This is a genomic window from Haladaptatus sp. AB618 (assembly GCF_024136965.1).
Classification (GTDB): Archaea; Halobacteriota; Halobacteria; order Halobacteriales; family Haladaptataceae; genus Haladaptatus.
In genome coordinates, this window is record NZ_JAMYJX010000002.1 from 328,302 (window position 1) to 340,863 (window position 12,562).

The window sequence follows — 12,562 nt, forward strand, 5'->3', positions numbered from 1 at the left end:
CTGCCGCGATTGGGTCGAGGCTGGTGTGTGGCACGCCCCTCGCGGTCGATTCTGCCGCCTGTTCGTCCCTATTCGTCCAGTCGCTCGCGGAGCATGCCGTTCACGCTTCCGGGGTCGGCACTGCCGCCGGTCTTCTGCATGACCTGCCCGACGAGGAAGTTGATAGCGCCGCCTTCGCCTGCGTGGTAGTCCTCCACTGTGTCAGGGTTCTCCTCGATTGCTTCTTCGACGGCTTGCTCGACTTCGCCCGAGTCGGCCTTGCCGAGACCCTCGCGGTCGATGACGGTCTCCGGGTCGTCGCCCTCGTCCAGCATCTCGCGGAGAACCGTCTCTTCCGCGTTCTTGGCCGTAATCTCGTCCTCTGCCACGAGACGGATGAGGTCCTTGAACTCGCCGAGTCGTTCCTCGACATCCGTGATTTCCATGTCGCGGTAGTTGAGTTCGCCGAGGAGACTGTCGGCGACCCACGCCGCCGCGAGGTCGGGGTCGAACTCCTCCGCAACGTCCTCGTAGAAGTCCGCGACCTGCTTGCTCGACGTTAGCTTGCTGGCGGCCTCCTTGTTCAGGCCGTACTCCTCGCGGAACCGTTCGCGGCGAGCGTCGGGGAGTTCCGGGATTTCGAGCTTCTGCTTCCAGTCGCTGACCTGCAACGGCGGCAAGTCCTCCTCGCGGAAGTAGCGGTAATCTTTCTCGGCTTCCTTGGAACGCATCGAGACGGTCGAGCCGTGCGTCTCGTTGAAGTGGCGAGTCTCCTGTTCGATCGCCTTCCCGCGCCGGATGAGGTTCCTCTGACGGCTCTCCTCGTACGCGAGTGCGCTTTCCGCGCCCTTGTGGCTGGAGATGTTCTTGACCTCGGTTCGGTTGGCGTCCGCGAGCACCTCGTCGGAGATCGATCCGTCGTCGTTCACGTCCTCGGTCGGGATGATGGAGAGGTTCGCGTCGATACGCAGGCTGCCGTCTCGGGTGGAGTCGAACGCGCCGAGGTATTCGAGCACTTCCTCCAGTTTTTCGAGGAACGAGACGACTTCGCCGGGTTCGCGGAAATCGGGTTCCGTGACGATTTCCATCAACGGCGTCCCGGCACGGTTGTAGTTGACGAGCGTGTAGTCGGCGCGGTCGATGCCGACGGTACGGGTTTCGATGTCCCCGGTTCCATCACGAACGTGACGGAGGCTCCCGGGGTCCTCTTCGAGGTGGGCGCGGTGAATGCCGACGGCTCGGGTGTCGCCCTCGAAGCTGAACTCCAGCGTGCCGTCCTGACAGATCGGCGCGTCGTACTGGGTGATCTGGAATCCCTTCGGGAGGTCGGGGTAGAAGTAGTTCTTCCGGTGGAAGGTCGTCTCTTCGGGGATATCGGCGTCGATGGCCTTGCCGACCTTGACGGCGTATTCGACGGCCGCCTCGTTCAATACCGGGAGCGCTCCCGGCAGTCCGAGACAGACCGGGCACGTGTAGGTGTTCGGTTCGGCGTCGTCTTGATCGGTCGAACACCCGCAGAAGATCTTCGTGTCCGTCTCCAGTTGGACGTGGATTTCGAGGCCGATGACGGCCACGAGTTCGCCCTCTTGGACAGCCTGAGCAGTCATTGCTCACTGGTTGGTCGGGTGAGTGTTAAAATCCTGCGGGACGTGCCGAGCCACGACGATTTCCCGTCTTTGACGGGGTTCGGGAGTTCCGTTGTCGAGCGAGTGATCGGCACGCTTGCAGGCAAGGTACCGGTGATAATCCCCTCTCTAAGTGGGTCGAGGTCGAATCCGTCGGTAAGATGGAACCGACCGAACTGAATGCCGTGCTCGAAGAGGCAGGTCTCTCCCCATATCAGGCGGATGCGTACGTCACGCTGCTCGAACTCGGATCGGCGTCGGCGAGCGAAATCGCGTCGATGAGCGGAGTGCCACAACCGCGAATCTACGACGTGCTTCGGACGCTGGACGACGAGGGCTACGTTACCGTCTACGAGCGCGACCGACTATACGCCCAAGCAACCCACCCGTCAGAAGCCCTGTCAGGGCTCAAGACGGCAATCGAGCGGTACGAATTCGCCATCGACGAAATCGAGACGCGATACCAAGCACCCGAAGTGCGGGAAGGTGACGTGAGTCTCGTCCAGCGATTTCGAACGGTGTTGGACCACGCTCGTGAATCGATCGGGATGGCGAACGAGCACATCCAACTGGCGGTTACCGCCGATCAGTTCACCACGCTCCAACCGCTGTTGCGGGATGCCCACGAACGCGGCGTGTACGTTCAACTCTCGCTCCACCTCCCGCCCGACGACGAACTCCCGTTCGACCGTTCGGAGTTCGAGGGAGTGTGTACCGAAGTCCGCCGACGTGACCTCGCCGGACCGTTCCTCCTGTTGGTCGACCGCCAGCGCGCCTGCTACGCGACGAACAGCTCACGGGAGTACGGCGTGCTCGTGGACGACTACACGACGACGTACGTGTTCCACTGGTACTACCTGACGCGACTCTGGGAGGTGTACGAGACGATATACGACGGACGCAACGAACGGCCTCCGTACTCGTTCGTGGAGATAACGGACTGTATTCGCGGGATAGAGCCCCTTCTGGACGATGGAGCCGAGATATTCGGACGCGTCGAAGGGGAGTTGGTGAGAACGGGGCGAGATTGCACGCTCTCGGGGCAGTTCGTTGACGTGGAATATACCGGTACCAGAACGGGAGGGACGCCCGCTTCGCTCATAGAACTGGCCGCGGAAGCGACGATTCACTTCCAAACGGAGGAGAAACGATACACGATCGGCGGACGGGGAGCCGAGAGGGAGGACATCGCCGCGAAACGGTTTACCGTCGAACGAATCGACGGCCCCTGATCGTCGTCTTCCAACCGGAAGTATGGAGGCTCCAAGGCGGATTCACGCTTTTCGGTGGGTGGTGCAGTTGGTACGGTGGGTGACAATCCAGCGTGAGTGAATCACCGCACTCGGAGCGTAGCATTCCGCCCCGAAAAACGGAGGTCAATGCCACGCACTTCGAGTTTCTACCAGACGGTCCGGGCTCGCCGACTTTCGGACAGTATATCCAGAAAGAATGATAAATACGATACCAGATTCGAACCAATAGCCGGGTGGAATTATTTAGAGTCAACAGATACTTCCTTGCCTAAACATTGAACAGCGTCCAGATGCACGCAATCAGCGAAGTTCGATCTCACTCCGACAAGAACGTACCCGAGAACGGCGCAAAACTGGAATCCGTTGTGAACGACCGTATACTGCGTCATTCATGACTGCAATCGAGGAGTTCCGGCGCGAATCCGATCCGTTCATATTCGCACTTTCACTCGTTCCCCTGATCGGAATCATCGTTAGCATCGTCGCGTGGCCAGATGCCGCTGCGTCAAAACTGGCGACTGCGAATACGTTTATCATCTCCAATCTCGGATGGTTCTACCTTTTAGTCGTGTTCCTCTCGTTCGTCTTCATACTGTACATCCTGTTCAGCCCGTGGGGACGTATCAAACTCGGCGGACCGGACACCGAACCCGATTTCTCGTTCTGGCAGTACCTCGTATTGACGTTTACTGCTGGTCTCTCGTCGGGTGGGCTGGAATTTTGGGGGCCGGTCGAACCGCTCGTCCACTACAACACTCGGCCGCCGTACTTCAGTTCCCATGTCGGTACGTGGGCGCGGATGGTCGACGCACTCCAGTATGCCATCTTCCACTATGGCATGTCCGCGTGGGCCACCTACCTTGTATTCGCCGTCTCCATCTCGTACTTCGTCTATCGGAAGGATACGTCGTTCCGACCCGCTATCATTCTCGCCCCGTTCGTCGGTGCCGATAACGTAGGCGGCTGGGTCGCTAAACTGGTTGACGCGATGGTCGTCATCATCACCATCAGCGGCATCACCGTCTCCTTCGGCCTCGGCATCAGCCAGTTCACGGCTGGCCTCGGATACAAGTGGGGCATCCATCTCGGCGACACTGGCCGTATCGGGCTTATCCTGCTGGTCGGTGCCTTGTTCTTACTCTCCGTCGTTACCGGAATTGAGAAGGGTATCCGTCGATTCGCCGACCTCAACATCGTGTTGCTACTCGGACTGATGGCCGTCACGTTCGTGTTTAGCCAGCCCGCATCGCTGGTCAACCTCGGTACGGAAGCGCTCTCCGGGTACGTGACCGACTTCGTCGGCATGAGCCTCTACTATAGCCCGAAGGCCACCGACTGGCTCGGCTCTTGGACGCTGTTCTTCTGGCCGTGGTGGCTCACGTTCGCACCGATGGTCGGTATCTTCATGGCGCGTATCTCCCAAGGGCGGACGCTCCGCCAACTCGTCTTCGCGGGGCTCTTCGGTTCGTTTGGGCTTACCGTCCCCTGGTACGTCGCTACCGGCGGCTCCGCGCTCCTGCTACAGACCTCGGGTGCCACAGACCTACTCGGCATCTACTCGAAATCGGGCCTCGAAGCTGTCGGATTCGCACTGTTTGAACAACTCTTCCCGTACCCCGGCGTGTTCTCGGCCATTTTACTGGCACTCGTCATCAGCTTCCTTATCACCACTTTGGACTCCTCTACGCTCAGCATCGCCATGGTCATCGTGAAAGGCGACGAATCGCCGTCCTCACTCAACCGCGTCATCTGGGGATTGATGATGGTGCTTCTCACCGTCTCACTGAGCCTCGCTGGCGGTATGCCCGTTCTCCAGTCGTTTACCATCCTCGTCGGGTTGCCGACTGCTATCCTCTGTGCTGTCACTATGGTCGGCATGCTTCTCGAATTCGAACGAGAATTCCCCATCCTTACCGAGGACGACATCGACGATACCGATGACATCGAAACCGCACCGATGCAGTCGACGGTTCAGCAACGCGCAAGGCAAGCCCCCGACTCCGACGACTGAATCGGTATCGTTCCATCGCTGGCACATTGTGATCGTCTAGCCGGTACACTCGAAGTTTTCCAGTTCGGCCGCGAGAGCGGCCGAATCGTACTGAAAGGGCAGGAAGTTGGAGGGATGGGAAGTTGGGAGAACGGGAAGTCACCATACCTCCTATCTCGACGATCAGGATACCTCCGTCATCAGCGGAAGGAGATGTCACGTCGATGTTTCCCGTTCGTGGGAGAGGTGGGAAACCGTCGGAAGGATTCCGGTGAAGACCGCCACGAGGAGGGCGAGAATCAGGGCCGGAACCAACGCGGTCCGTAACGTCGTCGCGTCGGCGATGACGCCGATGATGACCGGTCCGATGGCGAACCCGCCGTAACCGGTCGTCGAAACGGCGGCAATCGCCGGTTCGGCCGGTGCCTCGGGGTCGTAATTCCCCGCCATGCTCATCGCGACGGGCATGAGACCGGCGAGGCCGAAACCGAGCAACGCCAAGCCGACCAGCGAAACGATCGTTTGGGCGACGAGCGTCAACGCGAGACCGAGGGCGGCGACGATGGCAGTGGTTCGAATGAACCGCTGTGAGCCGAGTCGCACGACGATGTAGTCGGAGAGGAATCGACCGAGCATCATCGTGAGGGAGAACGCGCCGAATCCCAGTGCGGCAACGGTTGCAGTGGTACCCACGCTGCTCTTGAGGAACACGGCGCTCCAATCGTTTCCGACGCCCTCGATAAAGAGCGCACAGAACCCGATGGCGCAAAACCCGGCGAGCTTTCGAGATGGGAGGGAGAAAGAGGGTTCTGCGCCGGAGTCGCCGTTCTTCGGGAGGAGCCAGGCACTCGCGGCGAGTCCACCGGCGAGCAAGGCGAGGCCGACGATCAGGAAGTGCGTTCGAACCGAGAGTCCGAGCGTCGTTGCGACTGCGCCGATACCCGCACCGACCAACCCGCCGCCGCTGAACAGCGCGTGAAAACTGCCCATTATCTGTCCCGAGTAACCGTGTTCGATACGCATCCCTTGGGCGTTCGCGGCGACGTCGGTCAACCCCTTTCCGACCCCGAAAACGACGAGCGTGGTGACGAGGACGTCGAGTCTGTTGGCGAGCGTAATCGAGAGGAGCGACAGGCAGTACACGGGGAGTCCGATCCGGATTATCCGTCTGCCGCCGTGATGAGAGACGAGCCATCCGCCCGCGACCAATCCGACGATGCTCCCACACGCCAATCCGAGGAGTGCGAGTCCGATGTCGCCTGACGATGCTCCGATCTTGGATCGAACCGCTGGAATCCGAACCGCCCACGTCGCAAAAACGATACCCAGCACACCGAACACGATGGAATCGGCGATGCGGGCACGGCGAGGTGTCTCCGAGATGTCGCTTGGAAGGCCCATCGAATGGGGATTGATGACCCGTGGCTATAAGACTTGTCAGATATTATAACAATACCTGTTGTAAATCGCGCGCTTGGATCCAGACGAGAATATTTTCCGGCTTCTCTCCCTTTCTGACACTTATTCCACATATTCGGCAGTGAACGGGACGGTAAATGATAGTCAACCGCGACGAATAACGACCGGATTTCTTACATTTGTCTGACGCACATTTATAGTGAAACCATCACGCATACGTTATTATGACTAGCCAGCGCGACCGGATCGGTTCGCTCGAATCGCGGATGGAGGAACTGGAAGCGACGATTCGCGGCCTGACGGAGGAACTCGTGGACGCAAACCAGCGTATCCGCGAACTGGAGCAGGCACGGGAAGCGGAGGAGGAGGAATCGTCGCAGGCCGAAGAGGCTAAATCAGACGAGTCTAAGGACGAAACAGACAACGAGGAGTCCTCCGGATCCGAATCCGGTGACGATATCATCGTCGCGTAGGAGCTCCCCCCCACGAGCAATCCATGCACATCAAGACGCTCGTCCTCGACAAGTTCAAGAGCTTCGGCCGGAAGACCGAAATCCCGTTTTACGAGGATTTCACCGTCGTTACCGGCCCGAACGGCTCCGGCAAGAGTAACATCATCGACAGCGTGCTCTTCGCGCTCGGGTTGGCCCGAACGCGGGGTATCCGCGCCGAGAAACTGACCGACCTCATTTACAATCCCGGCCACGATGGAGACGAGGGGACGAGCAACGGACCGCTCGAAGCCTCGGTCGAAGTGATTCTCGACAACTCCGACGGAACCCTCGACCGGGCACAGGTCGTCAACGCCGCCGGAACCGACAACGTCGGTGACGTAGACGAAATCACCATCAAGCGGCGGGTCAAGCAGACCGAGGACAACTACTATTCGTACTACTATCTGAACGGTCGCTCGGTCAACCTCTCGGACATTCAGGATTTGCTCGCGCAAGCGGGCGTGACGCCGGAGGGGTACAACGTCGTCATGCAGGGCGACGTGACCGGCATCATCAACATGACGCCGTACGAGCGGCGCGAAATCATCGACGAAATCGCCGGAGTGGCGGAGTTCGACGCGAAACGGGACGCCGCCTTGGAGGAACTCGAAGTGGTCAAGGACCGCGTCGAGGAGGCCGAACTCAGGATCGAGGAGAAGGAGGACCGCCTCGACCAACTGCGCGACGAGCGCGAGACGGCGCTCGAATATCAGGGGCTTCGGGAGGAAAAAGAGGAGTACGAGGGCTATCTGAAGGCCGCCGAGTTGGAGGAGAAGCAGTCGGATTTGGACGCCACTCGCGCGGACATCGACTCCCGAAAGGAGGAACTCGTCACCCTCCAGCGCGATTTGGACGAAAAGCAGGGCAAAGTCGTCCGACTGGAAGACAAGTTGGAGGAACTCAACGCCGAGATCGAGCGCAAGGGCGAGGACGAACAACTCGCCATCAAGAGCGAGATCGAGGAGGTCAAAGGCGATATCTCCCGCCTCGAAGACAAAACCGAGACGGCCGAGGAGAAGATTTCGGATGCGGAAAGCCGAAGACGACAGGCGTTCGTGGAGATCGACCGCAAGCAGGAGACGGTCGACGAACTGAACGGCGACATCCGCGACATCAAAATCGAGAAGGCCTCGGTCAAGGGTGAGATCGGCACGAAGGAGTCGAAACTCGCCGAGATCGAGGAGGAGATCGAGAACGTCGACACCGAGTACGACGAGGTGAAAGCCGACCTCGCCGAGAAGAAGGACGCGCTCGAAGCCGAGAAGAGCGAGAAGAACGAGCGCCAGCGCGAGAAGGATCGATTACTAGACGAGGCGCGACGGCGTTCCGACGCGGTCAACGAGAAACAGAACGAACTCGCCGAAGCGCGCGACCGAATCCCCCAACTCGAAACCGAACTCGGCGATTTGGCCGACGAACTGACGAAGGCCGAACGGAACGCCGGGCAGATAGAGGACGTGGTGTCGGACCTCAAGGACGAAAAGTCCGAACTCCAGTCGGATTTGGATTCGGTCGAGGGGAAAATCCAGTCGAAACAGCAGGAGTACGCGAAACTCGACGCACGGGCGAACGAGAGCGGTGATTCCTCGTTCGGCCGCGCCGTCTCCACGATTCTGAACAGCGGGCAGGACGGCGTTCACGGGGCGGTGGCCCAACTCGGCAGCGTGGACCAGCAGTACGCGACGGCGTGTGAGACGGCCGCCGGTGGCCGACTGGCGCAGGTCGTCGTCGACGACGACAGCGTCGGGCAGCGCTGTATCGAGTACCTGAAACAGCGAAACGCCGGACGGGCGACGTTCCTGCCGATTTCGAAGATGAACAAGCGCCGTCTTCCATCCGTGCCGAACACGCCAGGGGTGGTCGATTTCGCGTACAACCTCATCGACTTCGATTCGCAGTACGCGTCGGTGTTCTCCTACGTCGTCGGCGACACGCTCGTCGTGGAGGACATGGAGACGGCCCGCGACCTGATGGGCGACTTCCGCCTCGTCACGCTCTCGGGCGAACTCGTGGAGAAGAGCGGGGCGATGACAGGCGGTTCGACCAGCGGGTCGCGGTACTCCTTTTCGGCCTCCGGAAAGGGGAAGATCGAGCGCGTGGCACGGAAAATCAACGAGTTGGAGGACGAACGCCAGTCCATCCGGAGTTCGATCAACGACGTCGAAGAGCGGTTGGACGACGCCCGCGACCGGCAGACGGACGCAACCGACCAGGTCCGAACCATCGAGAACGACATCGAGCAGAAGGAATCCGAACTCGAATCCATCGAGGAGCGCATCGGTTCGCTCCAGTCGGAGATCGATGACCTACAGGAGGAACGCGAGGACGTAACCGCGCGTATGGAGGAACTCGACGCCGAGGTGACCGCTCACGACGAGACCATCGCGGACATCGAGGACGACATCTCGGAGTTGGAGAGCGAACTCGCGGATTCGCAGATTCCGGAGTTGACCAGCCAGGCCGACGAGGTACAGGCCGAAATCGATTCGCTTTCCGACCGGATGGATTCGCTCGACGGCAAACTCAACGAACTGCAACTCGAAAAACAGTACGCTGAGGACGCCATCGACGACCTCCACGACGACGTGGAATCCGCGCAGAATCGCAAGGCAGAGCAGGAAGAGCGCATCGCGGAATTCGAAGCGGACATCGAGGAGAAAGAAGAAACCCTCGAAGCGAAGCGCGAAGCGGTCTCCGAACTCGAAGAGGAACTCTCCGAACTCAAGGAGGAGCGCGCCGAGCAGAAGGAGGAACTGCAGGAGGCGAAGTCCGAGCGCGACTCACAGCAGTCGAAGGTCGAAGCCGTCGAGAACCGCCTCGAAAGCCTCCAACGAAGCGCAAATCGCCTCGAAGAGGAGGTCGCCGAACTCCGTGAGGAGGTCGGCGAGTACGACCCCGAGGACGTGCCGGATCACGACGAGGTGCAGGAGAACATCGACCGACTCACCCGGGCGATGGAGGCGCTCGAACCCGTCAACATGCTCGCCATCGACGAGTACGACGAAGTCGACGACGAGTTGGACGACCTCAAGGAGCGCAAGGCAACGCTGGTGGAGGAGCGGGACGGCATCCGGGAGCGCATCGACTCCTACGAAGCCCAGAAGAAGGAGACGTTTATGGAGGCGTTCGACGCCATCGACGAACACTTCCAAGACATCTTCACGCGCCTGTCGGCCGGGTCGGGCGAACTGTTCCTCGAAGACGAGGACGACCCGTTCGACGGCGGCCTGACGATGAAGGCACAACCGGCCGACAAACCCGTCCAGCGTCTCGACGCGATGAGCGGCGGGGAGAAGTCGTTGACCGCGCTGGCGTTCATCTTCGCCATCCAACGCTACAACCCCGCGCCGTTCTACGCGCTGGACGAGGTGGACGCCTTCCTCGACGCCGTGAACGCCGAACGCGTGGGCGAGATGGTGGACGAACTCGCGGGCGACGCCCAGTTCGTCGTGGTCTCGCATCGCTCCGCGATGCTCGACCGTTCGGAGCGCGCAATCGGGGTGACGATGCAGGGCGACAACGTGAGCAGCGTGACGGGTATTCGGTTGGACGGGGAGCAGGAGGTGCCTGCGGATGACTGAGGAGATTCCAGAGGAATCTCCAGACGCGAACGGCAACGCCGTGAGCGGCGATTCTCCGGAGGAGAATCGAAACGAAAACGACGACATCCCGCTGAACATCACCGGTCACGAGGACCGGGACCGGGAGCGGGACGAGTCGGGGATGCTTTCGGACCTGAAACCCGACGACCCCAGTGACTTCGATGACGACGAAGTCGAACCGGTCGAACTCCTCGTTCAATTGGCGGAGGAGGGCGAAATCGAACCGTGGGACATCGACATCGTGGACGTGACCGACAAGTTCCTCGCACGGTTGGACGGGACGGACCTCCGAACGTCCGGCCGGGCGCTGTTTTACGCCAGCGTGCTCCTGCGGATGAAGAGCGACGCGCTCCTCGCGGACGACGAACCCGAGGAGGAGGAACTGGAACCGTGGGAAGCGCCGATGGCGATGGACGAGTCGGACGGTTTCGACCCCATCGCGTCGCTCGAAGACGAGATGGAGCGTCGTCTCGACCGGAAGAGTGCCCGCGGAACGCCGGAGACGCTGGACGAACTCGTGCGCGACCTGCGCGAGCACGAACGCGGGTCGTGGTGGAAGGAATCACGGACGTACGACACCAGCGATTCGCCGCAGGGCTTCCGGCGGGGAACCCAAACCCTCGATTACCACTCGGGCGACGACATGCGGTTCGACGACGAACCGACGGAGTCGGAGGTGACGGGGACGACCCACGACGAGCACATCGAGACGGTCATCGAGGACGTGCGGGAGGCGCTGTTCGACCAGTACGAAGCGGGACGGACGGAAGTGCTGTACGCGGAAATAGAGATGGTCGGTTCGACGCGCGTGATGACGTATCTCGCCCTGCTGTTTTTGGCCCACCGTGGGACGCTCATGCTCGACCAGGACGACCTGTTCGGCGACCTCTGGGTGCAGGACGCCCGCGATGCCGAGGATGAAGAACCGCCGGAACTGCTAGCTGATTGATCGGTGCTCGCTCAATCGAGCACGGATTCGAGCGCGTCCATCGTCGTTTCGACGTTCGTCTCCGTCGCGTTGTAGCCCATGTGCCCGACGCGGAGGATGTCGTCCTCCAGGTCTCCGAGTCCGGTCGTCACGAGGATATCGTGGTCGTCGTACAACTGTCGCTGTACGTCCGTCGCCTGCCCCTCGATTTCGAAGGCGGTGACGGTGGGCGAGCACAAGGACTCGGAACCGGGGAAGGGGGAGAGTCCGAGTTCCTCGCCCCGTTTCCGGCACAGGTCGGCCGCGGATTCGTGCCGCGCGAAGACGTTCTCCCTGCCCTCGTCCAGAATTCGGTCGAGCGACGCCTCCAGCGCGTAGAGGTTCGAGACGAGATGGGTGTACGGGAGGAACGAGAAATCCGCGTCCTGCCACGGAGCCAAACTGGTGTAGAAACCGTCCTGTTCAGTCGCCTCGACTTTCTCCCACGCGGCGTCGCTGACCGACATGGTGGTCAGGCCGGGCGGTGAACTGAAACACTTCTGGGACGCGCCGAGACAGACGTCGATGTTCTCGACCGGGACAGCCGTCCCGCCGAGCGACGAGACGGCATCGACGATGGTGAGGACGCCCGCATCTTGGAGCGTTTGGAGAATTTCGTCGAAATCGTTCAGCAGGCCGGTCGGCGTCTCGCAGTGCACCATCGTCGCGGTGGCGAACTCGCCGGATTCGACGAGTTCGGCGACGTGGTCGGGATCGAACGCCTCGGTGTAGTCGATATCGTGGACGACCGGGTTGCCACCGGCCATCTCGACGAAATCGGCGAAGCCGTCGCCGTACAGGCCGTTGGCGAGACAGAGCACGTCGTCACCCGGCGCGACCAGTGACTCGACGGCGGTTTCCAGACCGAGGATTCCTTCGCCGCCGAGGACGACCATGTCGTCGTCCGTGCCGTACACGCGCGCCAGTTTGTCGAGGAGGGTTTCGTAGTACGACTCGAACTCGGGATTTACGTCGGGGTTCATCGCCGGTTTCGCCATCGCTTCCCGAACGTCCTCGGGGACCGCAGTCGGACCCGGCGTCATTGTGAGCGTGTTCTCGTCCATATGGTTCCTCTGCGTTCGCGGTCGGATAAACCGTTCCCGTTTCACGGACCGGCGTCCGGTTATGCAGATGTGCGACAATATTCACCTCCCGAACAGAATTAACGATGTTTATAATTATTATCTAACCTCTCACTCGTAAGCAAAAAGAATGTAGTTATTCGTCAGGGAC

The 12,562-nt window shown here is 60.6% G+C and carries 8 protein-coding genes; 5 read left to right on the plus strand and 3 right to left on the minus strand.

Going from position 1 to position 12,562, the window contains the following annotated elements; genetic code table 11:
• Positions 1 to 68: 68 nt before the first annotated feature.
• The gene (gene gatB / locus NKF26_RS08540) at positions 69 to 1,586 is read right to left on the minus strand and encodes an Asp-tRNA(Asn)/Glu-tRNA(Gln) amidotransferase subunit GatB (protein ID WP_253226668.1); all 1,518 of its coding nucleotides are present in this window, start codon (positions 1,584 to 1,586) and stop codon (positions 69 to 71) included.
• 179 nt (positions 1,587 to 1,765) lie between these two features.
• On the opposite strand from gatB, the gene NKF26_RS08545 reads away from it, so the two are divergent.
• Both NKF26_RS08545 and NKF26_RS08550 read left to right on the plus strand, forming a co-directional pair.
• Entirely contained in the window at positions 1,766 to 2,836 is a 1,071-nt protein-coding gene (locus NKF26_RS08545; protein WP_253234179.1) for a TrmB family transcriptional regulator, read from the plus strand.
• A 412-nt stretch (positions 2,837 to 3,248) separates the two neighbouring features.
• Complete coding sequence (locus NKF26_RS08550) at positions 3,249 to 4,868, plus strand: BCCT family transporter (RefSeq protein WP_253226666.1); 1,620 nt, start codon at positions 3,249 to 3,251, stop codon at positions 4,866 to 4,868.
• Positions 4,869 to 5,063: 195 nt separating this feature from the next.
• On the opposite strand, the gene NKF26_RS08555 is transcribed toward NKF26_RS08550, so the two are convergent.
• On the minus strand, positions 5,064 to 6,248 hold the full coding sequence (locus NKF26_RS08555; RefSeq protein ID WP_253226665.1) for an MFS transporter: 1,185 nt from the start codon (positions 6,246 to 6,248) through the stop codon (positions 5,064 to 5,066).
• 242 nt (positions 6,249 to 6,490) lie between these two features.
• On the opposite strand from NKF26_RS08555, the gene NKF26_RS08560 reads away from it, so the two are divergent.
• Genes NKF26_RS08560 through NKF26_RS08570 form a run of 3 tightly spaced genes read left to right on the plus strand, consistent with a single transcriptional unit; the run spans position 6,491 to position 11,311 of the window.
• The gene (locus NKF26_RS08560; RefSeq protein WP_253234180.1) at positions 6,491 to 6,739 is read left to right on the plus strand and encodes a hypothetical protein; all 249 of its coding nucleotides are present in this window, start codon (positions 6,491 to 6,493) and stop codon (positions 6,737 to 6,739) included.
• A 23-nt stretch (positions 6,740 to 6,762) separates the two neighbouring features.
• Positions 6,763 to 10,341, plus strand: a complete 3,579-nt coding sequence (gene smc / locus NKF26_RS08565; protein WP_253226663.1) for a chromosome segregation protein SMC — start codon at positions 6,763 to 6,765, stop codon at positions 10,339 to 10,341.
• Positions 10,334 to 11,311: a segregation/condensation protein A gene (locus NKF26_RS08570; protein WP_253234181.1), complete on the plus strand. Its 978-nt coding sequence runs from the start codon at positions 10,334 to 10,336 to the stop codon at positions 11,309 to 11,311. The genes smc and NKF26_RS08570 overlap by 8 nt, the downstream gene beginning before the upstream one ends.
• An 11-nt stretch (positions 11,312 to 11,322) precedes the next feature.
• On the opposite strand, the gene NKF26_RS08575 is transcribed toward NKF26_RS08570, so the two are convergent.
• Entirely contained in the window at positions 11,323 to 12,393 is a 1,071-nt protein-coding gene (locus tag NKF26_RS08575) for an alanine--glyoxylate aminotransferase family protein (RefSeq protein ID WP_253234182.1), read from the minus strand.
• Positions 12,394 to 12,562: the final 169 nt, after the last annotated feature.